The organism is Microbispora triticiradicis, assembly GCF_005864065.1.
Taxonomy (GTDB): domain Bacteria; phylum Actinomycetota; class Actinomycetes; order Streptosporangiales; family Streptosporangiaceae; genus Microbispora; species Microbispora triticiradicis.
Window position 1 is genome coordinate 379,121 of sequence record NZ_VANP01000007.1, and the last position, 25,463, is coordinate 404,583.

General features: G+C 71.5%; 26 protein-coding genes. 14 read left to right on the plus strand and 12 right to left on the minus strand.

Annotated features, from left to right (window positions below):
* The first annotated feature begins 366 nt into the window (after positions 1-366).
* Positions 367-660, plus strand: coding sequence for a DUF4190 domain-containing protein (locus tag FED44_RS20710; RefSeq protein ID WP_138461726.1), 294 nt, complete (start codon positions 367-369; stop codon positions 658-660).
* A gap of 74 nt (positions 661-734) precedes the next feature.
* Here the strand turns inward: FED44_RS20710 and FED44_RS20715 are convergent, their stop codons facing one another.
* Both FED44_RS20715 and FED44_RS20720 read right to left on the minus strand, forming a co-directional pair.
* Entirely contained in the window at positions 735-1,175 is a 441-nt protein-coding gene (locus tag FED44_RS20715; protein WP_117410245.1) for a sterol carrier family protein, read from the minus strand.
* 117 nt (positions 1,176-1,292) lie between these two features.
* Positions 1,293-2,390 (minus strand): FAD-dependent oxidoreductase, encoded by a 1,098-nt coding sequence (locus FED44_RS20720; protein ID WP_138461727.1) that lies wholly within the window; start codon positions 2,388-2,390, stop codon positions 1,293-1,295.
* A 182-nt stretch (positions 2,391-2,572) separates the two neighbouring features.
* Between FED44_RS20720 and FED44_RS20725 the strand changes: the two genes are divergently transcribed.
* Complete coding sequence (locus FED44_RS20725; RefSeq protein WP_208759091.1) at positions 2,573-3,544, plus strand: Lrp/AsnC family transcriptional regulator; 972 nt, start codon at positions 2,573-2,575, stop codon at positions 3,542-3,544.
* Positions 3,545-3,703: 159 nt separating this feature from the next.
* On the opposite strand, the gene FED44_RS20730 is transcribed toward FED44_RS20725, so the two are convergent.
* On the minus strand, positions 3,704-5,173 hold the full coding sequence (locus tag FED44_RS20730; protein ID WP_138461728.1) for an MFS transporter: 1,470 nt from the start codon (positions 5,171-5,173) through the stop codon (positions 3,704-3,706).
* A gap of 106 nt (positions 5,174-5,279) precedes the next feature.
* Between FED44_RS20730 and FED44_RS20735 the strand changes: the two genes are divergently transcribed.
* Both FED44_RS20735 and FED44_RS20740 read left to right on the plus strand, forming a co-directional pair.
* On the plus strand, positions 5,280-5,975 hold the full coding sequence (locus FED44_RS20735) for a TetR family transcriptional regulator (protein WP_117410249.1): 696 nt from the start codon (positions 5,280-5,282) through the stop codon (positions 5,973-5,975).
* Between the two features lie 253 nt (positions 5,976-6,228).
* The gene (locus FED44_RS20740; protein ID WP_208759092.1) at positions 6,229-6,996 is read left to right on the plus strand and encodes a collagen-like protein; all 768 of its coding nucleotides are present in this window, start codon (positions 6,229-6,231) and stop codon (positions 6,994-6,996) included.
* Between the two features lie 132 nt (positions 6,997-7,128).
* On the opposite strand, the gene FED44_RS20745 is transcribed toward FED44_RS20740, so the two are convergent.
* Entirely contained in the window at positions 7,129-7,746 is a 618-nt protein-coding gene (locus FED44_RS20745; RefSeq protein WP_117410206.1) for a TetR/AcrR family transcriptional regulator, read from the minus strand.
* 58 nt (positions 7,747-7,804) lie between these two features.
* Between FED44_RS20745 and FED44_RS20750 the strand changes: the two genes are divergently transcribed.
* Positions 7,805-8,761, plus strand: a complete 957-nt coding sequence (locus FED44_RS20750) for an NADP-dependent oxidoreductase (protein WP_138461729.1) — start codon at positions 7,805-7,807, stop codon at positions 8,759-8,761.
* On the opposite strand, the gene FED44_RS20755 is transcribed toward FED44_RS20750, so the two are convergent.
* Positions 8,758-8,904, minus strand: a complete 147-nt coding sequence (locus tag FED44_RS20755) for a helix-turn-helix domain-containing protein (RefSeq protein WP_208759093.1) — start codon at positions 8,902-8,904, stop codon at positions 8,758-8,760. The two genes, FED44_RS20750 and FED44_RS20755, sit on opposite strands and share 4 nt — an antisense overlap.
* 276 nt (positions 8,905-9,180) lie before the next feature.
* Between FED44_RS20755 and FED44_RS38155 the strand changes: the two genes are divergently transcribed.
* Positions 9,181-9,765: a collagen-like protein gene (locus FED44_RS38155; protein WP_222867901.1), complete on the plus strand. Its 585-nt coding sequence runs from the start codon at positions 9,181-9,183 to the stop codon at positions 9,763-9,765.
* Positions 9,766-10,020: 255 nt separating this feature from the next.
* Entirely contained in the window at positions 10,021-10,707 is a 687-nt protein-coding gene (locus tag FED44_RS20765; protein ID WP_117409632.1) for a class I SAM-dependent methyltransferase, read from the plus strand.
* A gap of 7 nt (positions 10,708-10,714) precedes the next feature.
* Here FED44_RS20765 and FED44_RS20770 read toward each other — a convergent pair whose 3' ends face one another.
* The gene (locus FED44_RS20770) at positions 10,715-10,960 is read right to left on the minus strand and encodes a hypothetical protein (RefSeq protein ID WP_117409633.1); all 246 of its coding nucleotides are present in this window, start codon (positions 10,958-10,960) and stop codon (positions 10,715-10,717) included.
* Between the two features lie 170 nt (positions 10,961-11,130).
* On the opposite strand from FED44_RS20770, the gene FED44_RS20775 reads away from it, so the two are divergent.
* On the plus strand, positions 11,131-12,138 hold the full coding sequence (locus FED44_RS20775) for a right-handed parallel beta-helix repeat-containing protein (RefSeq protein WP_208759094.1): 1,008 nt from the start codon (positions 11,131-11,133) through the stop codon (positions 12,136-12,138).
* A 19-nt stretch (positions 12,139-12,157) separates the two neighbouring features.
* On the opposite strand, the gene FED44_RS20780 is transcribed toward FED44_RS20775, so the two are convergent.
* The 5 genes from FED44_RS20780 to purS all read right to left on the minus strand — a co-directional run bounded on the left by FED44_RS20780 (position 12,158) and on the right by purS (position 16,837).
* A complete protein-coding gene (locus FED44_RS20780) occupies positions 12,158-12,715 on the minus strand; it encodes a DinB family protein (protein ID WP_244302104.1) in 558 nt (185 codons plus the stop codon).
* A 120-nt stretch (positions 12,716-12,835) separates the two neighbouring features.
* On the minus strand, positions 12,836-15,091 hold the full coding sequence (gene purL / locus FED44_RS20785; protein ID WP_138461731.1) for a phosphoribosylformylglycinamidine synthase subunit PurL: 2,256 nt from the start codon (positions 15,089-15,091) through the stop codon (positions 12,836-12,838).
* Complete coding sequence (purQ, locus tag FED44_RS20790; protein WP_138461732.1) at positions 15,091-15,774, minus strand: phosphoribosylformylglycinamidine synthase subunit PurQ; 684 nt, start codon at positions 15,772-15,774, stop codon at positions 15,091-15,093. Before purQ ends, purL begins: the two co-directional genes overlap by 1 nt.
* Before the next feature lie 194 nt (positions 15,775-15,968).
* Positions 15,969-16,418 (minus strand): ATP-binding protein, encoded by a 450-nt coding sequence (locus FED44_RS20795; RefSeq protein ID WP_117409638.1) that lies wholly within the window; start codon positions 16,416-16,418, stop codon positions 15,969-15,971.
* Between the two features lie 173 nt (positions 16,419-16,591).
* A complete protein-coding gene (purS, locus tag FED44_RS20800; protein ID WP_138461733.1) occupies positions 16,592-16,837 on the minus strand; it encodes a phosphoribosylformylglycinamidine synthase subunit PurS in 246 nt (81 codons plus the stop codon).
* A gap of 336 nt (positions 16,838-17,173) precedes the next feature.
* Between purS and pdhA the strand changes: the two genes are divergently transcribed.
* The 6 genes from pdhA (at position 17,174) to FED44_RS20830 (ending at position 23,546) form a co-directional block, all read left to right on the plus strand.
* Complete coding sequence (pdhA, locus tag FED44_RS20805) at positions 17,174-18,265, plus strand: pyruvate dehydrogenase (acetyl-transferring) E1 component subunit alpha (protein WP_244302105.1); 1,092 nt, start codon at positions 17,174-17,176, stop codon at positions 18,263-18,265.
* Positions 18,262-19,236 (plus strand): alpha-ketoacid dehydrogenase subunit beta, encoded by a 975-nt coding sequence (locus tag FED44_RS20810; protein ID WP_138461734.1) that lies wholly within the window; start codon positions 18,262-18,264, stop codon positions 19,234-19,236. Before pdhA ends, FED44_RS20810 begins: the two co-directional genes overlap by 4 nt.
* A 14-nt stretch (positions 19,237-19,250) precedes the next feature.
* On the plus strand, positions 19,251-20,648 hold the full coding sequence (locus FED44_RS20815) for a dihydrolipoamide acetyltransferase family protein (protein WP_138461735.1): 1,398 nt from the start codon (positions 19,251-19,253) through the stop codon (positions 20,646-20,648).
* A gap of 229 nt (positions 20,649-20,877) precedes the next feature.
* On the plus strand, positions 20,878-21,777 hold the full coding sequence (locus FED44_RS20820; RefSeq protein ID WP_138461736.1) for a hypothetical protein: 900 nt from the start codon (positions 20,878-20,880) through the stop codon (positions 21,775-21,777).
* Positions 21,778-21,942: 165 nt separating this feature from the next.
* A complete protein-coding gene (locus FED44_RS20825) occupies positions 21,943-22,236 on the plus strand; it encodes a Dabb family protein (protein WP_138461737.1) in 294 nt (97 codons plus the stop codon).
* 86 nt (positions 22,237-22,322) lie between these two features.
* On the plus strand, positions 22,323-23,546 hold the full coding sequence (locus FED44_RS20830) for a sodium:solute symporter family transporter (RefSeq protein WP_222867902.1): 1,224 nt from the start codon (positions 22,323-22,325) through the stop codon (positions 23,544-23,546).
* On the opposite strand, the gene FED44_RS20835 is transcribed toward FED44_RS20830, so the two are convergent.
* Complete coding sequence (locus FED44_RS20835) at positions 23,543-25,366, minus strand: acyl-CoA dehydrogenase (protein ID WP_117409646.1); 1,824 nt, start codon at positions 25,364-25,366, stop codon at positions 23,543-23,545. The genes FED44_RS20830 and FED44_RS20835 overlap by 4 nt on opposite strands.
* Positions 25,367-25,463 lie beyond the last annotated feature (97 nt).

Here is a 25,463-nt window from a genome sequence, read left to right on the forward strand (position 1 = left end):
GCCGCCGTAACCCTCAACCGCTCTTTGCCGTGTCGTCCCTGCTCACACCGTGATTCCGGGAGAGTCTGAGGGCCGCGGCAGAGGCCAGAATCACGTACGGGAGGGATCATCGTGGCGAGACCCGGCGACCCCGGGCCCCCGCGCGGGCCGTACGGCGAGCCCCCGTACGGGGGACCTCCGGGCGGGCCTCCTCACGGCGGGCCGCCCTATGGCGAGCCTCCGGGCAGGCCACCGTACGGCGGGCCGTTGCCGCCGCCGCCCTGGGGGCCGGACGGTCCCGGCGGGCCCTGGGGACCCGGAGGGCCGGGCGGCGGGCCCAGCGGTGGGCCCGGCGGACCCGGTGGGGGCCTCGGCACGGCGGCGCTGGTGCTCGGGATCTGTTCGCTCGTCCTGCTGCTGTTCTGCGGCGTCGGGACGGTCCTGGCCGTCGTCGGACTGGTCCTCGGCATCGTGGCGATCGCCAGGAACTCCAACAGGCGCAGAGCCACCGCCGGGGTCGTGCTGAACGCGCTGACCCTGGTCCTCGCCCTGATCCTCGGCGTGCTGCTCTACAACTGGTTCCAGAGCAGGCGCCTCGGCGAGTGCTTCGACTCCCGGCTCTACCCCACCCAGGAGGACGCGCGGCGCTGCGTGGACGACAGGCTCGGCCGGCCGCGGTGACCCCTGCGAGCCGGCCACCGAGCGTCTCAGGGTCGCCGGACAGGCCGGTGGCCGCGGGGCTCCGGGGTGCGGGGTCACGCCAGCGGCAGGAGCCAGGACAGGTCGGCTCTGGCGCCGCTGGCCGCGATCTTCCCGGCGTCCGTCGCGTCGGCCCAGGACAGGCGGCCGGTGGCCAGTTCGAGCCAGGTGCGCGGATCGGTCTCGATCACGTTGGGCGGAGTGCCCCGGGTGTGCCGGGGCCCCTCCACGCACTGCACGGCCGCGTACGGCGGGACCCGCACCTCCACCGACCGCCCCGGCGCCCGCGCGGCCAGTTCCTCCAGCAGGTGCCGTACGGCGGCGCGGGCGGCTGTCCTGACCGGCGCCCGCCCGGCCTCGAAGGCGTCCAGCACGGCCCCCACACACGCGCCGGCCGCCCTGGTCGCGGGGCCGTCGTACGGCGGCCGTCCGAGATCGGCGAGCTGGGCGTCGAGCGCCTCTCTGATCTTCTCGGGGTCGAGTCTGCGTGCCGGCACCGGCCCATTGTCCCGGATCCGGCCCGCGGCCCGGCTCCCCGTCGGGTCACGTCCGCGCCGCGGTCCGGGCCGCGCGGCTCGCCCTGCCCGGCGCCCGGCCGTCCGGCCGGGCCGGGGCTATGAACTTCGGGGGACGGTGCGTCGATCCTCCTGGCGGTCCGGGAGCGGGTCCTGACCGAGGATCCGAGTGCCGTTGGCGGCGGAGGCGCGAACCGCGGCGAAGCCCGAGTCGATCATCTCGCGCTCGTAGGAACGCAGCCCCGGGATCGGCGGGCCGCCGCAGGCGAGAGCGGCGGTGAGCCGCGCGGCGTCCTGGAGTGCGAGGTTGGCCCCGGCCCCCGCCGCCGGGCTCATCGCGTGGGCCGCGTCGCCGAGCAGCGTGACGCGGGTGGTGCGCCAGGGGTCGACGGGGATGCTGGTGCGCAGCGCCAGCGGGACGATCTCCCGCCAGTCTTCGAGCATCTGCCGGACGCGGGGGTGCCAGCCGTGTGTCATCTCCATGACCAGGGACTTGAGCTGCTGCTGGGTCATGCGGTGGAGATCGGGCGGCAGTTCGTCGACCCGGGCGCTGAACGAGCAGGTGGCGTAATCGCGGGTGCGGGCGACGCCCACCACGCGGTGGCCGGGTCCGGTGACCGCGCTGAACACGTTGTCCAGGTCCTCGGTCAGGCTGCGGGAGATCTTGCCGTAGAGCTGTGCGAGGCCGGTGCCGACGACGCGGGCGTGCGGCAGGTACTGCCTGCGGACCGTGGAGTTGACGCCGTCGGCGCCCACCAGCACCTCGCCGCCGGCCGTGGTGCCGTCGTCGAAGTACGCGGTCACCCGTCCGGCCTCGTTCCGGAAGGCGGTGAGGCGCCTGCCATAGTTGATCATGTCGTTCACGTCCGCCAGCAGGACGTCGCGTAACTCCTGCCGGTCGACCGACAGGTGCCGGCCGCCGAAATCATGCTCTTCCACGACGTGGAGTGCCGTATCGAAACGCATGAACCGGGCCTTGGGCGCGTGAGCGCCGGCCAGGAACGCGGATGCCCGCGCGGGCGCGAGCACCGATGTCAGCGCGTCGATGCCCGGGTCGCCCAGATGCAGACGGTAGCCCTGACCGCGGACCACGGGCGAGGGATCACGCTCGTAGACGGCCACGTCGATGCCGTGCCCACGCAGTCCGTTGGCCAGGGCCAGGCCGCCCAGGCCCGCTCCGACGACGATCACTCTCATCGCGGCCCACCGCCGAAGCCGGCCGCGTGCTCAGCGGCCCATCGCGCGACGTTCCCTGTGGCTCCGGAAACCGGATAGGTGCTCATGCGTCCACGATCGCCTCGGCACGGCCGGGCCCGCAGCTCAACGGCCTGTACGTGGCGGCAAATCGCAGGAAACCATGCAATATGGCGAAAATTGGCGTGCTGGACAGCATTGACCGCGCTCTCGTGCACGCGCTCCAGATCGACGGCCGGGTGCCCTTCCGGCGGGTCGCCGAGGTCATCGGCACCTCCGAGCACACCATCGGGCGCCGCTACCGCAGGCTGCGCTCTCAGGGACTCCTGCGGGTGGTCGGCATGCTGGACGGCACTCGCTTCGGGCAGGTCTCCTGGGCGGTGCGTCTGGTGTGCACGCCAGACGCCGCCGGGCCGGTGGCCGAGGCGCTGGCCCGGCGCGAGGACACCGTCTGGGTGCGGCTGCTGTCCGGCGGCACCGAGATCGCCTGCGGGGTCCAGGCCGGTGAGGAGGGGGACGACCTGCTGCTGAGGAGGCTTCCCAGGACTCCGCGCATTGCCTCGATGTCGGCTCACGCCACGCTGCACATGTTCGCCGGGTGGCGCAGCCGGACGGCCGCGCTCTCCGAGGAGCAGGCCGCCCGCCTGCGCCCGGATCCCCTGGACGACGAGCACGAGATCACCCTGAGCGGCGAGGACCACGCCCTGCTGCGGGTGCTGGCCCGGGACGGCCGGGCCGGCCTCGGCGAACTGGCTGCGGCCGCAGGATGCTCGCAGACCACCGCCCGCCGGCGACTCGAGCAACTGCGCGCCGCCGGGGCCCTGCGTCTCGATGTGGAGATCCCCGCACAGGTGCTCGGCTACCACGCCGAGGCATGGTTGTGGATGAAGGTCGAGCCACGGGCCCTGACCGCCGTCGGCGCGGCCATGGCCGGTCACGCCGAGGCCGACGTGGTGGCGGCCACCACCGGCCCGGCCAACCTCATGGCCGGGGTGACCTGCCGCGACACTCGGGCCCTCTACCGCTACCTGACCGAACGGGTGGCGTCTTTGAGCGGGGTGCTCGAGGTGGAGACCGCTCCGGTGATCCGCACGATCAAGCGGGCCGGCGCCCTGCTGCCCGCCACCCCGCTCCCCGGCGTCGCCCTGTCGTCCTGAACCGTCGCCGCCCTTCACCCTGTCGTCCTGCACCGTCAGCCGGCCCGCCGGCCTGCGCGGCGGCAGGACGCGGGCGGTGCCGACGGCGCGGGAGCGCGAGGTGCGGGCGGTGCGGGAGCGCGAGGTGCGGGCGCGACCGGCGCCCGGCCGTCCGGAGAGTCAGGCGACGGGCTCGGGCACGGCCGATTCGGCGGGCACGGACGCGGCGGTGCGGGTGCGGCGCAGCGAGTAGAGGCTCACCGGCACGCCGACCAGCACGATCGCCCCCGCGATGAGCAGTGTGAACCGGTACGCCTCCAGGAAGGTGTGCAGCGGAGGGCCGGTGAGCGCGCTCTGCCTGGCGCTCAGGACGGCGCCCAGGATCGTGACCCCGAGCAGGCCGAAGACCTCGCGGGAGACGTTGAGCACACCCGAGGCCACCCCCGCACGGGCGGGGGGCATGGCGTTCAGCACGACGTTCGTCAGCGGGACGAGCAGGCCGCCGCCCAGGCCGTACACGAGGAACCAGGGGAGCAGATCGCCGTAGTGGGAGCCCTCGCCCGCGCTCGACAGCCCGGCGACGGCCACCGCCATCAGGCCGAGACCCGCCGCGACGGTCGGCCCGCTGCCGAAACGCTCGGCGAGCCGGGGCGCGACGGTCGCCGACACCGCCATGAGCAGCGCCATCGGCACGAAGCCCGCACCGGCCTCGATCGGGGAGAACCCGAGCGCGCTCTGCAGGTAGATCGCCGTGAAGAAGTAGATGCCGAACACCCCGAACGCCCACAGCCCCATCGCCAGCAGTCCGCCGCTGAAGACCCGCTCCCTGAACAGCGTCAGGTCGATCATCGGCTGCGCCGTACGGGACTCGACCACGAGGAAGGCGACGGCGGCCACCGCGGCGACGGCGAACGCGCCGAGGATAGGGCCGGAGGTCCACCCGCGGGACGCGCCCTCGATCAGCGCGTAGGTGAGGGCGAACAGCGAGACGGCGGAGGTGGCCAGGCCCGGCAGGTCGAGGGAGAGCCGCCCGGTCGCGCCCCGCCGGGAAGTGACCGTGACCTGCCCGGTGGTGACCTGCTCAGGGGTGACCCGCTCCACCCGGATCGCCCGCGCGCCGATCACGGCCGCCACCACGCCGATCGGCGCGTTGATCAGGAAGATCCAGCCCCAGTGGGCGTTCTCGCTGAGGAAACCGCCGGTGAGCGGGCCGATCGCGAGGGCCAGGGCGCCGACGGCGCTCCAGACGCCGACGGCCGTCGCCCGCTCGCGCGGGTCGGGGAAGATCCGCGGCAGCAAGGCCAGCGTGGCGGGAGTCACCAGCGCCGCGCCGAGCCCTTGCAGGGCCCGCGCGCCGATCAGCGTCTCCTGGTTCCAGGCCAGGCCCGCCGCCACCGAGGCGAGCGTGAAGACCGTCAAGCCGGTGAAGAACGCGGCCCGGGGACCGAAGACGTCAGCGAGGCGTCCCCCGGCGAGCAGCAGTCCCGCGAAAACCAGGATGTACGCACTCACGATCCACTCCAGGCCGGAGATCGTCAGCGCCAGGTCGCGCTGGATCGTGGGCAACGCAACGTTGACGACGTTGTTGTCCAAATACGTCATGAATGTCGCAAGCGCCACCGCGACGAGCGCCCACCACCGTCCAGACATGAGTCCTCCTCTTGTACGGAGTACGTGTACGGCGTACATGTACAGTGCATAGGAGAACTTGTACGTCGTATAGTTGTCAAGTGCGGAGGTAGCGAGGGAGCGGACCATGGCTGACACGGAGCGGTTGAGCCGCCGGGCGCTGGTGGAGAAGGCCGTGGAGGTGGCCGACTCCGAGAGCCTCGACGCCGTCACGGTGCGGCGGCTGGCCCAGGAGCTGGGCGTCACGCCGATGGCGCTGTACTGGCACGTCAAGAACAAGGACCAGTTGCTCGCCTGCCTCTCCGACCACCTGCTGGCCGAGGTCACGCCCGAGTTCGACCCCGCCGCGCCGTGGAACCTCCGGCTGCGCGCGATGGTCGAGGCGCTGGTGGGGGTGATGCGGCGGCACAGGTTCATGCCGCAGCTGTTCGCGCTGGTCAAGGAGGAGGAGGTGCCCAGCTTCACCCGGGCGACCGAGGCCGCGCTCGACCTGCTGTCGCTGGCGGGCTTCACGCTCCGGGAGGGCTGGGCCGTGTCCCACTACCTCCTGCAGGGCGCGATCGCTCTCGTCGGCGGCGAGCCCGGGTGCCCCCGGACGCTCACGGCCGCCCAGGCGGCCGAGTGGCGGCGGCAGAAGCGGCTCGCCCTGGAACGGCTGCCCGCCGACGAGTTCCCTCGGATGGTGGAGTTCGCGAAGCTGATGGAGAACGAGGCCGACGTGGAGGCGTACTACACGTTCGGCCTGGACCTCCTCATGAGCGGCGTCGAGACCATGGCCGCGAGGAAGCCGCAGGGAGGCGCGACGGGCGACGCGGCGTCGTAGGCGCTGTGGTCGAAGTTGCGCATCCGTGATGTTTCGGACGTCAACCAAAGCACCTTCCGGCACGTGTGATACGCGCGTACAAATGTGATCTTCACGCTCCGCGTGCCGCAGAAAGGGAAGTCCCGTGGCTATCAAGTTGCCGGGCGGTCGGACCATCGGCCTTGTGACGGCTGGTGCTCTGGTGGGGTCGGTTCTGGTTCTGGGTGGGGCGGCGACGGCCTCGTCGGCGAGTGGTGGCGCGTACTACGCGTGTGTGAACAAGTCGACGCGGTACATGCGTCTGGTCGGGGTGACGACCAGGTGCAAGGCGACCGAGTACAAGGTGTCGTGGAACCAGGCGGGTCCGCAGGGGCCGCAGGGTCCGGCGGGGATCGGCGGCACGGGTGCGCAGGGTCCCCAGGGCCCGCGTGGTCTGCAGGGTCCGAGAGGTCTGCAGGGCCCCAAGGGTGACACGGGCGCCCAGGGCCCGAAGGGCGAGACCGGGGCGCAGGGGCCTAAGGGTGAGACCGGCGCCCAGGGTCCCAAGGGCGACGACGGCAAGGCCGGTCCGGCAGGCTCGCAGGGCCCCAAGGGCGACGACGGCAAGCAGGGGCCGCAGGGCGAGCGCGGTCCGGCTGGTCCGCAGGGTCCCAAGGGCGACGACGGCAGGAACGGCGTCACCGGGCCGCAGGGCCCCAAGGGGGACGCCGGTCCGAAGGGTGACAAGGGCGAGAAGGGCGACACGGGCGCGCGTGGTCCCGCGGGTCCGGCGGGTCCCGCAGGCCCCGCGGGCGAGGGGGGTTCCGCCACCGTCGTCACCAAGGCTGACTCCCTCTACCTGCCGGCCGCCGGTGGCAGCGACTCCGTCATGTGCCCGAGCGGAACCGTCGCCACGGGAGGCGGCTTCGTCGCCGGTGGCTCGGGCCAGCCCTTCATCACCACCAACGCGCCGTACCTGAACGACGACGGCAAGGCGGTCGGCTGGAAGCTCTACGGCAAGAACGTCAGCGGCACCATCTACGTGCTGTGCCTCAAGAGCTAGTGCTGTAGCCGGAAACGATCACCGGACCCGCGCGTGGCTCCCCGTGCCGATCGGATGGGTTCGATCACATCCGATCGGCACGCCGGGAACGCGCCCGCGTACGCGGCGAGAAAGGCGCGCCTCGATCCGGGCTCAGGCCGGCCGGGTGGGGGGCCGGAGCCCGTCCATCAGGAGGTCCAGCAGGCGCCCGGCCTTGGCTTCATGATGGCGCCGGGGGGCCACGGTGAAGATGCCGATGAGGGAGGCGGCGATGTCGTCGGCGGTGACGTCGGAGCGGAGGTCGCCCGCCGCGCGACCGGCGTCGAGAATCGTGGTGATGGCCGCCAGCAGCTCGCTCCGGGTCTGCGCATGGGCGATCTCGCCCGACTCGATCATCGCGAGCAGCGTGTCGAGCATGCCGTTCTTGGTCGCGATCCAGTCCCCGAACAAGTCCATCCAGCGCCGCATCGCCGCAGCCGGGGGCAACCGGCCGAGCAGCTCGCGGGCGCCGGTCGTCAGCCGCACGACCTGGTCCCGGTAGACCGCGTCGACCAGCGACTCGCGGGTCGGGAAGTGCCGGTAGAGCGTGGCGATGCCGACTCCGGCCTCGCGGGCGATCGCACGCATCGACGGCTCGGCCTCAGCCGACACGAACACGCGGGTCGCCACCGCGAGCAACTGGTCGCGGTTACGGGTCGCGTCCGCCCGTGGCGCGCGCAGCTCCGCCTCAGTAAAAACGGATCGCGCTCCGGTTGTGTTAGGGTCGCCCATGGAAACGGAGCATAGTCCGTTTCAACGCGTTCCCTCGTCCCCAAGGAGCCAGGCGTACATGCAGGAACAGAGCGATCAACCGCCGACGGGCAGGAGCAGGGCGGTCCGGCTCGATTCGTTCGGCGGCCCCGAAGTCCTGGACATCCGTGAGGTTCCCGCTCCGCAGGCCGGCCCGGGACAGATCCGCGTGCGGGTCACCGCGGCCGGTCTGAACCCGATGGACTGGATCATGACCGCCGACGCGGACACCGCCGCCCGGTTCGGCCTGAGCCTCCCGGCCGGATTCGGGACCGACTACGCGGGACTCGTCGACCAGGTCGGTGACGGGGTGACCGGCTTCGCGCCCGGCGACCGGGTGTTCGGGGGCGCCCTGTCCCGCGCGGTTGCCGACTTCGTGGTGGTCGACGCGGCCGGGGGGAGCGCGGCGAACGAGGCCCATCACACTCCGGACGGCGTCGACGACCGCACCGCCGCCACCCTCACGATCGCCGGCTGCACGGCATCCGCCGCCCTCGCCGTGGTCGGCCCCGGCCCGGACGACACGGTGCTGATCGGCGGCGCGGCGGGCGGGGTCGGGGTGTTCGCCGTCCAGCTGGCCCGGATCGCGGGAGCGCGCGTGATCGGGACGGGATCGGCGACATCCTCCGATTTCCTGCGCGATCTCGGAGCCGAGCCGGTCGCGTACGGCGACGGCCTGGCCGACCGGGTCCGCGTCCTCGCTCCCGGCGGTGTCACCGCCGCCATCGACCTCTACGGGACGGAGACGGTGCACGCGGCGAGGGAACTCGGCGTCCCGGACGGCCGCATCTGCACCATCGCCGCGCAGGTCGACGGCGTGCCGACGGCCAACGGCGCGAACGCCGCCCCCGGCGCCCTGGAAGAGGTCGCCGCCCTGGTCGCGGCGGGCCGGCTGCGGGTGCCTGTCGCGGCGAGCTTCCCGGTCGAGCAGATCCGCCGCGCGGTTGAGCTCCAGGCGGGCCGGCACGTGCACGGCAAGGTCGTCATCGACATCTAGATCAAGGCCGTTGCGACGATGGGCGCGATGTCGTCGTCACCGATCAGGCGGGGACGGCCTCCCGCCCACTGAGGGCCCAGGGCGGCCAGGCCCTTCTCGTTGAAGGCGTGGACCACATCGCGCCCGGTGTCCTCGTCGGCCAAAGCGGCAGATCTGACTGTGCGGCCTTACTCGCGGCCTTGATGCGCATACGTGATGTTTGTGCCGTCAACCATCCCTTTCTCTCACACGTGTATCACTCGTACCTCTTGTGATCGAAGCACCTCGCGTGCCGCAGAAAGGGAAGTCCCGTGGCTATCAAGTTGCCGGGCGGTCGGACCATCGGCCTTGTGACGGCTGGTGCTCTGGTGGGGTCGGTTCTGGTTCTGGGTGGGGCGGCGACGGCCTCGTCGGCGAGTGGTGGCGCGTACTACGCGTGTGTGAACAAGTCGACGCGGTACATGCGTCTGGTCGGGGTGACGACCAGGTGCAAGGCGACCGAGTACAAGGTGTCGTGGAACCAGGCGGGTCCGCAGGGGCCGCAGGGTCCGGCGGGGATCGGCGGCACGGGTGCGCAGGGTCCCCAGGGCCCGCGCGGTCTGCAGGGCCCGCGTGGCCTTCAGGGCCCCAAGGGTGACACGGGCGCCCAGGGCCCGAAGGGCGAGACCGGCGCCCAGGGTCCCAAGGGCGACGACGGCAAGGCCGGCGAGCAGGGCCCGCGTGGTCTGCAGGGTCCCAAGGGTGACGACGGCAAGGACGGCAAGGACGGCAAGGACGGTAAGGACGGCGTCGCCGCCGTCTCGTACAAGTCGGCCGAGTTCAGCTTCGGCCTCGGCGGCGGCTCCAAGAGCCTGAGCTGCGACAGCGGGACCTACGCGACCGGCGGCGGCTACCGCGGCACCAACATCGTCGGTGAGGTCACCACCAACGGCCCGATCATCACCGGAGGCAAGCCGACCGGCTGGGAGGTCAAGGGGTCCGTCGGCACCAAGGGCACCATGTACGTCATCTGCGTCGGCGTCTGAGTCAGCCACGCCGCCGGAAGGGTGGAGTCCGTGGGGGCTCCACCGTACGGCGCTCCACATATGCCTGCCGTACGCGACGAGGCGTTGGCGTACGGCACCGCGAAGGCCCTTCCGGAGGGGTTACCGGAGGGGTCTTCGCGCGTTTCCGGCCTAATTCCGGCCTCCGCCGCTCCCGGAGGCCACGCGACAGGCACGGGCGCGGCCCTCGTAGCCCCGGAAGGCGGTTGCCGGCTCCGACGACTAGGGTGGCCGGTCATGATCGAGCCCTCCTACGTCCGGGTCGCCCGGGCGGCGTACGACGCGATGGCCGGAGACTACGTCGACTTCGCCCGGCACTCGCTGGCTGGCAAGCCGTTCGAACGCGCCATGCTCGCCACGTACGCCGAGCTCGTGCGGACGTCGGACCTCCCGGGCCCGGTGGTCGAGGCCGGTTGCGGAACGGGCCGGATCACGGCGCACCTGCACGCGCTCGGCCTCGACGTCTCCGGCGTCGACCTGTCGCCGGGCATGATCGCGATAGCCCGTCAGGAGCACCCGCACATCCGGTTCCAGGAAGGCCGCCTCGCGGCCCTGGACATCGCCGACGAGTCCCTTAGCGGCGTGGTCGCCTGGTATTCGATCATCCACACGCCACCGGAGGACCATCCGGCGGTGCTCGCCGAGTTCCACCGGGTGCTGGCGCCCGGCGGTCATCTCCTGCTCGCCTTCCAGGTCGGCCAGGTCGGCGACGAGCCGTTCCACCTCGCGGAGGCGTTCGGGCACCAGGTCGGGCTCGACTTCCACCGCGTCTCGCCGGATCACCTGACCCGGCTGCTGGCCGACGCGGGAATCCCCGTGATCGCCCGCCTGCTGTGCGAACGCGGCGAGTCCGAACGGACCCCCCAGGCCTACCTCGTCGCCCGCAAGCCGGTGGCCGCCGCCGGCACGCCGTCCGGGTCGTGACGAAGGGTCAGGTCCACTCCACGTGGGCCCGTACGGCCCCGGCGTCGTCGACCCAGCCCTTGGAGGCGGCGTACTCCAGCATCCGGTCGAGCCTGTCCCGCCACTCCGGGTCCCGGCCCTGGTCACCGGCCAGGCGGATGATGTCCTCCCGGGTGAGCCAGACATGGTCCTCGCGCCGGGCCGTCACCTTGAGAGCGGTGAAGTCCTCCGGGTCGTGAAGAGACCGGGGACTCAGTTCCGCGTCAAGCCACACTGTCTTCTCCTCTGCCGGAGGCGGCGATCACCGGAGTGACTTTACGCGCTCTCGCCCCGGATAGGCCGTCTGATCACGATGGTCCCGGGACACCGACTATGGAACGGTGTAGCTTTGCACCACCTCGCACCCTTTGTGGTCGACTGCGTATCCGGACGGAAAGACGTCGCATGAGAATCCACGCCACGCTCGTCGGCGCCTTCGTCGTACCCCTGGTCGTCCCCGCCGTGGTGTGGCCGGCGGCCGCGGCCACCGCCGCACCCGCGACGTCCGTGCCGACCGGGACGGGCGCGATCCGCTGCCCGAAGCCGACCAGGACCGTCGGCAGCGCCGGTGAGCTGCACGAGGCGCTCAGGTCGGCACGTGCGGGCGACGTCATCCGGCTGCGGCCCGGCACCTACCGGGGCAGGTTCGTCGCCCGGCACTCCGGCACGCCGAAGAAGCCGATCTACCTGTGCGGCCCCGCCGCGGCGGTGCTGGACGGCGGCGGCGTCGGCAAGGGGTACGGCTTCCACCTCGACCGGGCCGGTTACTGGCGCCTGGTGGGCTTCACCGTCAGGAACAGCCAGAAGGGCGTCATGGCGGACGGAACCCGGGGCTCGGTCATCCAGGGCCTCACCGTCCGCGACATCGGCGACGAGGCCGTCCATCTGCGTGCCTTCAGCAGCGGCAACATCGTCCAGTACAACCGGATCGACAACACCGGCCTGCGTCGCGCGGAGTTCGGCGAGGGCGTCTACCTCGGCTCAGCGAAGTCCAACTGGGATCGGTACTCCGGCGGGCGGATGGACCGGAGCGACCGGAACCTGGTTCGCGGGAACGTCATCCGGTCCAGGGCCGAGGCGGTGGACGTCAAGGAGGGCACCCGCGGGGGCCGCATCGTCGGCAACGTCTTCGACGGGTCGGCGCTCGTCGCCGCGACCGCCGACTCGTGGGTCGACGTCAAGGGCAACGGCTACCTGATCGAGGGCAACGTCGGCAGGAACACCCCCGTCGACGGCTTCCAGACCCACGAGATCGTCGACGGCTGGGGCACCGGCAACGTCTTCCGCAGGAACACCCTCTATCTCGACGGCGCCGCCGGCGTCGGCATCAACGACACCGTAGGCGGAAACAGGATCACCTGCGACAACAAGGCGGTCGGCGGGCGTCTGCTCAAGAACGGCAGGTGTTCCTGACGCCCCCGGGCGATGTGCCTCACTGGCCCACGCGGCCGTCGACGCACTCCCGCAGCAGGTCCGCGTGGCCGCAGTGCCGGGCGTACTCCTCGATCCGGTGCACCAGCAGGTCGCGGACGGCGATGGCGTCCTTCCCCAGACGCACGCTCAGATCCGGGTGCTCGGCCAGCGCGGCGTCGGTGGCCTCCTGCTCACGGGCGAGGTCGGCGTACGCGGCGTCGACCACCGCCTGGTCGCCGACCGCTCCGTCGAAGTCGCCACCCGGGCCGTACAGCTTCGGCGGCGGGCCGCCGGGAAGGATCCAGCCGCGCCAGTCCCGCTCCGCCTCGGCGAGGTGCCGGAGCAGGCCGAGCAGCGACATGGTCGACGGCGGCACCGATCGGCGGGCCAGCTGCTCCGCGCTGAGCCCCTCGCACTTCATCAGCAGGGTCAGCCGGTAGTTCCTCAGGTACTCCCGCAGCGTCGCCGGTTCGCCTTCCGGGCTGACTTCGTTGTTCTCGCGGGGATCGTCAGCCGGATCCACCCACATGTCTCGATATACGGTCGCCTGGGTCCACCGCTGGGGCTGGTCGTTCACCGTGCCCATGGTGGTCCCCGAGCACCCCGCTCGCCAGCCGTTTTCCCCGCCGCGACGGAACCCCGGCGAAAGCGAAGGCCCTTCCGGACGGGGTCGTCCGGAAGGGCCCTCTGATGACGATCAGCCGAAGACGCGGGGCAGGGCCGAGGTGTGGGCCTCGCGAAGCTCGGCGACCGGGACGTCGAGAACGCCCTCGACCACGAGCGCGTCGCCGCCGGTGAGGCCGAGCCCGGAGCAGGGCACCTCGTGCCGGACGCACAGCTCGGCGAACGCGTCGAACGCGTCCGGGCGGACGCACACCAGCGCACGCGCGGCCGACTCGCTGAACAGGTCGGTGAACGCGTCCTCGCCCGGCAGCGTCACCGTGCAGCCGACGCCACGGGAGAGGCACGCCTCGGCCAGGGCGATCGCGAGACCGCCGTCGGAGAGGTCGTGCGAGCCCTCCAGCAGCCCGCGGGCCGCCGCCTCGGCCAGCACCGCGGCCAGGGCGCGCTCGGCCTCCAGGTTCACCTGAGGCGGCAGCCCGCCCAGGTGGCCGTGGACCACGTGCGCCCACTCCGAGCCGCCGAACTCCTCGCGGGTCTCGCCCAGCAGCAGCACGCGCAGGCCGGCCTCCGGGAAGCCGGACCTGACCCGCCGCGCCACGTCGTCGATCACGCCCAGCACGCCGATCACGGGTGTCGGGTTGATCGCGGTCGAGCCGGTCTGGTTGTAGAACGACACGTTCCCGCCGGTGACCGGCACGCCGAGGGTGCGGCAGGCGTCGGCGAGCCCGCGTACGGCCTCCGAGAACTGCCACATGACCTCGGGGTCCTCCGGAGAGCCGAAGTTGAGGCAGTTGGTGACCGCGAGCGGCTTCGCGCCGGTGACGGCGACGTTCCGGTACGCCTCCGACAGCGCGAGCTGCGCCCCGCTGTACGGATCGAGCCTGGCGTAGCGGCCGTTGCCGTCGGTCGCCAGCGCGATGCCCCGGGTGGTCTCCTCCGCCCCCGGCATCGCCTCCGAGATCCGGAGCATGCCGGCGTCGGCGGGCTGGGCCAGGACGGTGTTGCCGCGCACGTACCGGTCGTACTGGGAGGTCACCCACTCCTTCGACCCGAGGTTGGGCGAGCCGAGCAGGGTGAGCAGGGTCTCGCGCAGGTCCGCGGGCCGGGGCAGGCGCTCGGGGCCGTCGGCGTTGAGCGCCGCCTGCCCGGCGGGCTCGTGGAACGGACGCTCGTAGACCGGGCCCTCGTCGGCGGCCGTGCCCGGCGGGATGTCGACGATGACCTCGCCGTCCCACGTCATGACGAGCCTGCCGGAGTCGGTGACCTCGCCGATCACGGTCGCCGGGACGTCCCACTTGTCGCAGATCGCCATGAAGGCCGGGATGTCGTCGGGCGTGACGACCGCCATCATGCGTTCCTGCGACTCGCTCATCAGGATCTCCTCGGGCCGCAGCGAGGGATCGCGCAGCGGGACGAGGTTCAGGTCCACCCGCATGCCGCCGGTGCCCTTGGCGGCCAGTTCGGTGGTCGCGCAGGACACCCCGGCCGCGCCGAGGTCCTGGATGCCGACGACCACGTCCGCCTGGTAGAGCTCCAGGCAGCACTCGATCAGCAGCTTCTCCATGAACGGGTCGCCGACCTGTACGGCGGGCCGCTTGGCCTGCGACTCGTCCTCGAAGGTGGCCGACGCGAGCACCGACGCGCCGCCGATGCCGTCCGCGCCGGTACGCGCGCCGAACAGCACGACCTTGTTGCCGGGGCCGGGGGCGGTGGCCAGCTTGATCTGGTCCTTGCGCAGCAGGCCGACGCACAGGGCGTTGACGAGCGGGTTGCCGATGTAGCAGGGGTCGAAGACGACCTCTCCGCCGATGTTGGGCAGGCCGAGGCAGTTGCCGTAGTGGCTGATGCCCTCCACCACCCCGGGCAGCACCCGGCGGGTGTCGGGCTGATCGGCCCCGCCGAAGCGAAGCGAGTCCATGACCGCGACCGGCCGCGCGCCCATCGACATGATGTCGCGCACGATGCCGCCGACGCCGGTCGCGGCGCCCTGGTGCGGCTCGACGTACGACGGGTGGTTGTGCGACTCGATCTTGAAGGTGGCGGCCCAGCCGTCGCCGACGTCGACCACGCCGGCGTTCTCGCCCATGCCGACGAGCAGGGCCTCCGACTCGGGCGCCTTGGTCCCGAACTGCCGCAGGTGGACCTTCGACGACTTGTAGGAGCAGTGCTCGCTCCACATCACGGAGTAGATCGCCAGCTCGGAGCCGGTCGGCCGCCGTCCGAGGATCTCCCGTACGCGCTGGTACTCGTCGTCCTTCATGCCCAGCTCGGCGTACGGCTGACGCTCCTCGGGCGTCTCCTGCGCACGCTTCACGCTGTCGAGGGCCATCACGCGTTCACCAGCCTCTTCAGGATCGAGGTGAAGAAGCCGCGGCCGTCCACGCTCGGCGCGCCGGTCAGGTCCTCGACCGCGTGCTCGGGGTGGGGCATGAGGCCGACGACGTTCCCGGCCTCGTTGGCGATCCCCGCGATGTCGTTGAGCGAGCCGTTGGGGTTGCCGCCGGCGTAGCGGAAGACCACCCGGCCCTCGCCCTCCAGCGCCGCCAGCGTGGCGGCGTCGGCGACGTAGCGGCCCTCGCCGTGCTTGATCGGCAGCACGATCTCCTGGCCGTCCGCGAAGTCCGCGGTCCAGGCCGTACGCGTGCTCTCCACGCGGATGCGCTGGTCGCGGCAGATGTAGTGCAGGCCCTCGTTGCGGGTCAGCGCGCCCGGCAGCAGGTGCGCCTCACAGAGGATCTGGAAGCCGTTGCAGGTGCCGAGCACGGGCAGCCCGGCCTGCGCGGCCGGGATCAGCTCGGTCATGAGGGGGGAGAACCGGGAGATCGCCCCGCAGCGAAGGTAGTCGCCGTAGGAGAACCCGCCGGGCAGGAAGACGGCGTCGACGCCCTTGAGGTCGTGGTCGGCGTGCCACAGCGGCACCGCCTCCGCTCCGGCCAGCCGTACGGCTCGCGCGGCATCCTGGTCGTCGAGTGTTCCGGGGAAGGTGACGACGCCCACCCGGGCAGCGCTCATGACTGTGTTCCCTCCAAGGATCGCCGCCAGGCCGGACGCCACCGTCTCATGTGCCGGACGGCGGTCAGTGGCGGTACACCTCAGAGTATCGGAGCCGCCAAATCGGCCGCTCTCGCGGAGCCCCGAACCGATCGGGCCGCGTCATGAGCCACACGTGCCGCGCCCTGGGCCGGCGCGGCCGGTGGCCGGGGTCCTCAGACCCCGGCCAGGTGGCGGTCGAGAGTGAGATGGTGGGCGATGGCGTCCTCGGCCCAGTCGAGCTCCTTGCACAGCCGCACGGTCGTGCCGCGGCCGGGCGTGATGTCGAAGGACAGGTCGTCCACGACGGCCCGCATGATCAGGATCCCACGGCCGTGCTCGGTCTCGGCCGGCGGGTGCTGGCGGGGAATCATGTGCAGCCCCTCGCCGCCGTCGGCGACGCGCAGCTCACATCGGCCGTTGCCGATGGTGGCCATGACCTCGTAACGGTTTGCCGGTCCACCGTGCCTTACAGCGTTGGCGCATGCCTCGGACGTGGCCAGGAGTATGTCGGACACGCACTCCTCGGTCACGCCGAGCGACCTGAGCGCGTTACCCACCACGCGGCGGACCATCGGGATGCCGATCGCATCCCTCGGCATGGCCAGCGAGAACTCAATATCCACCGGACCCCTCCCCGGTGTCGAAGGTCACCACGGTAGGCTTCCCCACTGAATCAGGGCTAACCGCAAAATCACGGTCCTGTTATTCGGGGCGTGCCTCATGGGTGGGTTTAAGACGACCTATGTCCCATTTACGAGGGAGAAGTCAGGGGCGCGGCGGTGTGAAATGCACCACTTCACTCTGCGACGTGGATTGCGAAGTCCTCGATCACCGTGTTGGCCAGCAGGGTTTCGGCCATCTTTCGGACTTCCGAAAGGGCGGCTTCGTCCGCAGGCCCGTCCAGCTCCAGCTCGAACCGCTTGCCCTGCCGCACCTCGGAGACCCCGGAGAAGCCGAGCCGCGGCAGCGCCCGGGCGATCGCCTGCCCCTGCGGGTCGAGGATCTCCGGCTTGAGCATGACGTCGACGATGACGCGCGCCACGATGTGCCTCCAATTTCGAGTGGTCCGCCAGTTTCGGTGGGTCCGCCGGTTTCGGTGGGTCCGTTTCTGGGTCAAGCCTAGTGGCGGCCCTGCGACGCGCTCGCGACGGGCCACGCGGCGGGCGGGGCCGCGGCGGAGGGGTGTGGCGCCTCACGCCCCGGGAATCGGAGAAGTATGGACAGGAGGCGGGGTCTTGCGCGAAGGGGTGTGACTTCTGCCACGATGTCCGCATATGCGACCGGTCGCCCACCCCCAGCGGCCGTCCGCCGACCCTACCCGGCCCTCCGGCGGTGGCGACCCCACCCGTGGCGGGCACGAGACGCACAGGAGTGGCATGTGACAGCCCACGCCCCTCGCGGTGCCGACGCACCCCCGGAGCTCGTCCAACTGCTCACCCCCGAGGGAGAGCGGGTCGAGCATCCCGACTACGACATCGAGCTGACCGCCGAAGAGGTCCGCTCCCTCTATCGCGACCTGGTCCTCGTCCGCCGCATCGACCTGGAGGCCGTCGCGCTCCAGCGACAGGGCGAGCTCGGCCTCTGGGCGTCCCTGCTCGGGCAGGAGGCCGCGCAGGTCGGGTCGGGCCGGGCGCTCACCGGCGCCGACATGGCCTTCCCCACCTACCGCGAGCACGGCGTGGCCTGGTGCCGCGACGTCGACCCGGTCAACCTGCTCGCGCTGTTCCGCGGAGTGAACAACGGCGGATGGAACCCGGCCGAGCACAACTTCCACCTCTACACGATCGTCATCGGCTCCCAGACCCTGCACGCGGTCGGGTACGCCATGGGCGTCCAGCGCGACGGCGGGGAGTCCGCGGCGATCGTCTACTTCGGCGACGGCGCGACCTCCCAGGGCGACGTGAACGAGTCCTTCATCTGGGCCTCGGTGTTCAACGCCCCGGTCGTGTTCTTCTGCCAGAACAACCAGTGGGCGATCTCCGAGCCGCTGGAGAAGCAGTCGAAGATCCCCCTCTACAAGAGGGCCTCGGGCTTCGGCTTCCCCGGCATCCGGGTCGACGGCAACGACGTGTTCGCCTGCCTGGCCGTGACCCGCCGCGCGCTGCGGAACGCCCGCGAGGGGCAGGGCCCGACCCTGATCGAGGCGTTCACCTACCGGATGGGCGCGCACACCACCTCCGACGACCCCACCCGCTACCGCCTCGCGAACGAGCTGGAGGCCTGGAAGCTGAAGGACCCCATCGAGCGGGTCAAGGCGTACCTGTTCAAGAACCAGCTCGCCGACCAGGAGTTCTTCGAGAAGGTCGACGCGGAGGCCGACGCCCTCGGCAAGGACGTGCGCGACCGGTGCCTCGCGCTGCCCGACCCGCCGCCCGGGGCTATCTTTGATCACGTGTACGCGGGCGCCCACGCACTCCTCGACGAGGAGCGCGAGCAGTATCTGACCTACCTGGCGGGATTCGAGCGATGACCACACTGACTCTCGCCAAGGCGTTGAACGAGGGACTGCGGCGCTCGATGGAGGACGACCCCAAGGTCCTCCTCATGGGAGAGGACGTCGGCAAGCTCGGCGGCGTCTTCCGGGTCACCGACGGCCTGCAGAAGGACTTCGGCGAGGACCGCGTCATCGACACTCCGCTCGCCGAGTCGGGGATCATCGGCACGGCGATCGGCCTGGCCCTGCGCGGCTACCGGCCCATCTGCGAGATCCAGTTCGACGGGTTCGTGTTCCCTGCCGCCGACCAGATCATCACGCAGCTCGCCAAGATGCCGCTGCGGTCGCTCGGCACGCTGAAGCTGCCGGTCGTCGTGCGCATCCCCTGCGGCGGCGGCATCGGGGCGGTCGAGCACCACTCCGAGTCGCCGGAGGCGTACTTCACCCACACCGCCGGCCTGCGGGTGGTCGCGTGCTCCAACCCCGCCGACGCGTACACCATGATCCAGGACGCGGTCCGCTGCGACGACCCGATCATCTTCTTCGAGCCCAAGCGCCGTTACTGGGACAAGGCCGAGGTGGACCTCGCCGACCCCGGCCTGCCGCTCGACCGCGCCCGCGTCGTACGGCCCGGCCGGGACGTGACGCTCGTGGCGTACGGGCCGATGGTGAAGACCTGCCTGGAGGCCGCGTCGGCGGCCGAGGAGGACGGACGGGACATCGAGGTGATCGACCTGCGCTCGCTCAACCCGCTGGACGCCGAGGTGCTGACCGAGTCGGTGACGCGGACCGGCCGCTGCGTGGTCGTCCACGAGGCTCCGGTCTTCACCGGGTTCGGGGCCGAGATCGCGGCGCGGGTCACCGAGCGCTGCTTCTACCACCTGGAGGCCCCGGTGCTGCGGGTGGGCGGGTTCTCCACGCCGTACCCGCCGTCCCGGCTGGAGGAGCACTACCTGCCCGACCTCGACCGGGTGCTCGACGCCGTCGACCGCTCGTTCGCTTACTAGAGGGGAGAGATCTGATGCTCCGTGAGTTCAGGCTCCCCGACGTGGGCGAGGGGCTGACCGAGGCCGAGATCGTCAGGTGGCACGTCACCCCGGGCGACTCCGTGAAGATCAACCAGACGATCGTGGAGATCGAGACGGCCAAGGCCGTGGTGGAGCTGCCCTGCCCGTACGAGGGCACGGTGTCGGCCCTGATGGCCGACGAGGGCCAGACGGTCGACGTCGGCGCCCCGATCATCTCGGTCCGTACGGGCGACGGCGAGGGCCCGGCCGACGCCGGCCGGGAGGCGCTGGCCGACGATCTGGTGCCGGGCGCGGGAGACGGCGCCGAGCCGAAGAAGGAGAAGCGTCAGCCGGTGCTCGTCGGATACGGCGTGAAGACGTCCGCGACCCGCCGCCGGCCCCGCAAACCGGCCTCGCCCGCGCCTGTTTCGGCCCCGCCTGTTTCGGTCACACCTGCTCCGGCCACCCCGCCCGCTGTGTCCTCCGCGCCTGCTGTGTCCTCCGTGCCCGCTGTGCCCGGGAACGGGCACCCGGCCTCCGCCGGGGCCCGCGTGCTGGCGAAGCCGCCGGTGCGCAAGCTCGCCAGGGACCTCGGCGTCGACCTGACGGCCCTCACCGGCACCGGCCCGCAGGGATCGATCACCCGGGCTGACGTGGAGGCCGCGGTGGCGGCGCCCGCTCCGGCGACCTCGGGAACCTCCGCGGCCTCGGGGACCGCGCGGGAGGAGTACATCCCGGTCCGAGGGGTCAGGAAGGCGACCGCGCAGGCCATGGTGGCCAGCGCGTTCTCGGCTCCGCACGTGACGGAGTGGCTCCAGGTCGACGTGACCGGGACGATGGAGGCCGTGCGGCGGCTGCGGACGCTGCCCGAGTTCGCCGAGGTCAAGGTGTCGCCGCTGCTCCTGGTGGCGAAGGCGCTGATCACGGCGGTGAAGCGGCACCCGATGGCGAACGCCTCGTGGACCGGCGAGGAGATCGTGGTCAAGCACTACGTGAACCTCGGGATCGCCGCCGCCACCGACCGCGGGCTGATCGTGCCGAACGTCAAGGACGCCGACGCGATGTCGCTGCCCGACCTCGCGCGGGCGCTCGGCGAGCTCACCGAGCGGGCGCGGGCGGGCAGGTGCCAGCCGGCCGAGCTGAGCGGCGGCACGATCACGATCACCAACGTGGGGGTCTTCGGCGTCGACGCCGGGACGCCGATCCTGAACCCGGGAGAGGTGGCGATCCTCGCCGTCGGCCAGATCAGGGACATGCCCTGGGTGGTCGACGGGCAGCTCGCCGTCCGGAAGGTGACCACGCTGGCGCTGTCGTTCGACCACCGTGTGGTCGACGGCGAACTCGGCTCCCATGTCCTGCGCGACGTCGGCGCCATGCTGGAGGACCCCCTGCGCATGCTCGCCTGGAGCTGACGCACACGATTCCCCGGAGGGCCGGAGACCGATCGGCGGTCTCCGGCCCTTCCGCCGCCGGTCGCCTTTCCGGAGGACGCCGGGGCGCGAGCTCCGCGCACCCGCCGCTCGTGACTGCGCCGCTAGTGAACCCCGGAGGAGCACGTCACGCCCGCCGGCTCGGGGCGTACAAGCCGTCTGCAAGATCGGAACCAGTGACACTCAAGCACGGGTTCCTAGCCTCCCTACCGTGATTCGTGGAGACCACGGCCCGCTCGTGACGCGAGACGGGGGAGCGGCGGCGATCGCCGGGTTCGCCGTCGTACTCGCCGAGGGCGCGGAGATCCTGCGCACCCTGAGCCGTCGGGCCACGCCTCTCACCGAGGCGGGCAAGGCGATCGAGGAGTGGGCCGGCCGCCATCCCGGTGCCTGCCCCCGCCTCGTGCCGGGCGACCGCGACGGGTACGGCCTTCTGCTGCGCCATCCCGAGGGCGGGGTGGTGACGCTGTCGGTGCCGCGAGGCGAGCGGCATCGGCCGGACGGCCCGGACGAGGTCGCAGAGCGCTGCCTCCCGCCGCGTGAGCTCGTGGAGGACGACGAGCCGCTGGAGGACGGCGATCTGCGGGAGGCCGTGGCGGAGCTCCGCGCCCGGCGCGGCCTGCACGACCGGGCCGCCACGCTGGCCTGGCTGGCGGAGACGCCGTGGTCGGGGGAGCAGTTCGAGGCGCTCGTCGCCGGGATCGCCCGGCGGCGCCGCTTCCGGCGGCGCAAACAGGCCGAGCTCGGGCCGGGCCACCTCGCCTCCCACCGCTCCGACTTCGACCGCGTACGCGCCTTATGGGTGACGGGCTCCCAGCCGGTGGACGGCGAACTGCTCCACTGCGTCTCCGGCCTGACCGGCTACGAGCAGGCCATGGTGACGGTGGGCGAGCGGTGGGCCGGGGAGCTGCCCGCGCCGCTGCGTCACGCGGGCCTCGACGCGCTGGTCGGCCCGGTCCCGTACGGCGACGGTTATCTGACCGGCGTGGTGCTGGACCGCCGGGCGGCGCGGGACGATCCGGAGACGCTCGCCGCGGCGGGCGAGGCCGCCTTCGGCGAGTGGCTCGTGGCACGGCGCAGGAGGGCCTCCGTCGAGTGCCACTGGATCTGACTCCCGCGCCGTGGAGAAGCCGTGGAGAAGCCGGGGAAGGCCGGAGAAGCCGGGACGCCGGAGACGGCAGGGGCGCTGGAGATCGTCGGGCACGGGGGATGAGAGGATGAGCGCCGTGAAGAGCGCGGCCACCGGGCCGCGTGCGTCCCGTCCCAGGGAGAGTGCATGTTCCGCCACATCGTGCTGCTGAAGTGGACCGACGACGCCACCGAGGAGCAGCGCGCCGAGGTGGCCAGGCGGCTGAACGAGCTGCCGGGCGTCATCCCCGAGATCCGGACCTACCAGATCGGCCTGGACGCGGGCGTCAACCAGGGCAACTTCTCCTTCGCCGTGACGGCCGAGTTCGACTCCCCGGAGGACTACATCGTCTATCGGGACCACCCGGCCCACCTGGCGGTGATCGAGGAGTGCATCGCGCAGATCCTCGCCGCCCGCGCGGCCGTGCAGTACGCACTCTGACCCCGGTTCACGCTTCCCGGGCATGAACGGCCGAGGGTGAGCGGGCGTCGCCGCTCGTCCCGCCGTTCGGCATCGCCATCGGCTCGGTGCTGTTCGCGCCGCGGCTGAACCGGATCCGTTCGAGACTCAGGGTCAGCTCGCCGCTGGAGTTCCTCGCGAGGCGCTACAACGTGCCGACGCAGCAGGCGCTCGCGTGGTCCGGCGGCCTGCTCAAGATCGTGGACGTCGGCGCCAAGTGGGCCGCGATCGCCACGTTGCTGTCGACGTTCACCGGCCTGTCGCTCAACCAGGGCATCCTGATCACCGGCGCCGTCACCGCGGTCTACTGCACGGTCGGCGGCCTGTGGGCCGACGCGCTCACCGACTTCGGGCAGTTCGTCATCCAGTTGCTCGCCGGCGTCGTCATGCTGGTCGCCGTCCTCGGAAGGCTCGGCGGCGTCGACGCGATCGGCGGCGTGTGGGACCGGCTCCCGGCCGGGCACGCGCAGCCGCTCAACGGGCCCTTCACCGTGACGTTCCTGCTGGCGTTCCTGTTCATCAAGACGTTCGAGTACAACGGCGGCATGTGGAACCAGGCCCAGCGGTACATGGCGGCGCCGACGCCGGGGCAGGCGGCCCGGGGCGCCCGGCTGTCGGCCGCGCTGTGGGCGGTCTGGCCGCTGCTGCTGTTCTTCCCGATGTGGGCCGCGCCGCTGCTGGTCCACGCGAACAAGCCCGACGCCAGCGACTCCTACGCGCTGCTGACCACCCAGCTCATCCCGCACGGCCTGCTGGGCCTGGTCATCGCCGGTTTCTTCTCGCACACGATGGCGATGGCCTCCTCCGACGCCAACGCGATCGCCTCGGTCTTCACCCGCGACGTGATCCCGGTGCTGTCCCGCGCGGCGCGCGGCTGGGACACCCGGGCCGGCCTGATCGCGGCCCGGGTCACCACGGTCGCGTTCATCGCGCTGTCGATGGCCGTGGCGACCCAGGTCAACAGCCCGATGCTGAAGGACATCATCACGGTCGTCATCAAGTGGGTGGCCGGGCTCATCGGCCCGATCTCGATCCCGCTGCTGCTCGGCATGCTGCCGGCGTTCCGCCGGTCCGGGCCGACGGCCGCACTGGTCTCGTGGGCCGCCGGCCTGGTCGCGTTCTGGCTCACCAACTACGGCCTGAGCGGCGTCTCGACCGCCGTGGCGACGGCCGCGCCGGTGGCCACCTCGCTGGTGCTGTTCACGGTCATCGGCTTCGTCCGCCCGGAGAACACCTCCGAGCGGGAGGAACTGCTCACCACCGTCAACACCGACGCGACCGCCTCCTCCTAGAAGGAGCTCTCGGGCAGGTCCATGAGGTCCTGCCCGGTGGCGGCGAGCACGCGGCGCTCGGCGGCCAGGCGGGGCAGGATCGTCTGGGCGAAGAACGAGGCCGCCCCGATCTTGCCCGTGTAGAAGTCCTTGTCGTGCTCCGAGACGGACAGCGCGTTCAGCGCCACCTCGGCCTGGCGCAGCAGCAGCCAGCCGAGGACCAGGTCGCCGAGCGCCATCAGGAACCGGGTCGTGTTGAGGCCGACCTTGTAGACCTCCCGCGGCGTCTCCATGGAGGCGATCGCCCATCCGGCCATCGTGTCGGCCATCGCCTTGACCTCGTCGGCCGCCTCGTCGAGCAGCCCCCGTTCGACCTTCAGCCGTCCGTTGCCCGCCTCGGAGGCGGCGAACGCCTTGATCTCGCCGAGCAGCGACCCCAGCGCCGCGCCCTGGTTCCGCAGGACCTTGCGGAAGAACAGGTCCTGGCCCTGGATCGCGGTCGTGCCCTCGTACAGTGAGTCGATCTTCGAGTCGCGGATGTACTGCTCGATCGGGTAGTCCTGCAGGAAGCCCGAGCCGCCGAGCGTCTGCAGCGAGCGCGCGAGCAGCTCGTACGACCGCTCGGAGCCGACGCCCTTGACCAGCGGGAGCAGCAGGTCGTTGAGCGCCTCGGCGGCCTCGTCGCGACGGCCCTCGAACTCCGCGATCTGGATCTGGTCCTGGATCGTCGCCGTGTAGAGCACCAGCGCCCGCATGGCCTCGGCGTACGACTTCTGCAGCATGAGCTCGCGGCGTACGTCGGGGTGGTGGGTGATCGGCACGCGCGGCGCGGTCTTGTCGCCGGCGCGGGTGAGGTCGGCGCCCTGGAGGCGGTTCTTCGCGAACTCCAGCGCGTTCAGGTAGCCGGTGGAGAGCGTGGCGATGGCCTTGGCGCCCACCATCATGCGGGCGTGCTCGATGACCATGAACATCTGCCGGATGCCGTCGTGCGTGTCGCCGACCAGGTAGCCGATGGCGGGGTGCTTTTCGCCGAGGGTGAGCTCGCAGGTCGTGGAGACCTTGAGGCCCATCTTCTTCTCGACGTTGGTGACGTACACCCCGTTGCGCTCGCCCAGCTCGCCGGTCTCGATGTCGACGAGGTACTTCGGCACGAGGAACATCGACAGGCCCTTGGTGCCGGGCTTGGCGCCCTCGGGACGGGCCAGCACGAGGTGGAAGATGTTCTCGGCCATGTCGTGCTCGGCGCTGGTGATGAAGCGCTTCACGCCCTCGATGTGCCAGGTGCCGTCGGGCTGCGCGATCGCCTTCGTACGGCCGGCCCCGACGTCGGAGCCCGCGTCGGGCTCGGTCAGGACCATCGTCGCGCCCCAGTGCCGCTCGACGGCCATCTCGGCGAACCGCTTCTGCTCGGGGGTGCCGAGCTCGAACAGCAGGCGGGCGAAGGCGGGGCCGCAGGCGAACATCCACACGGCGGGGTTGGCCCCGAGCACCATCTCGGCCATCGCCCACACGAGGCTGCGCGGAGCGGGCGTGCCGCCCAGCTCAGGCTGCAGCTCCAGGCGCCACCACTCGGCGTCCACCCAGGCCTGGTACGACCGCTTGAAGCTCTCCGGCATGGTCACGTCGTGGGTGGCCGGGTCGAAGACGGGCGGGTGGCGGTCGGCGTCCTCGAACGAGTCGGCGATCGGCCCGGTGGCGAGCCGGTTCACCTCGTCCAGCACGCTGCGGGCGGTGTCCTCGTCGACCTCGGCGAAGGGGCCGGCGCCGAGGATCTCCCTGCGCCCGAACACCTCGAAGAGGTTGAACTCCAGGTCGCGGAGGTTGCTCTTGTAGTGACCCATCTGTGTGCGCTCCTAGAACCAGACCCGGGGGTAACGTACTGGTCGGTAACTCTAGCCCGAATGCTACCCGCCGGTAACCCGGCATATCCATGGCCTC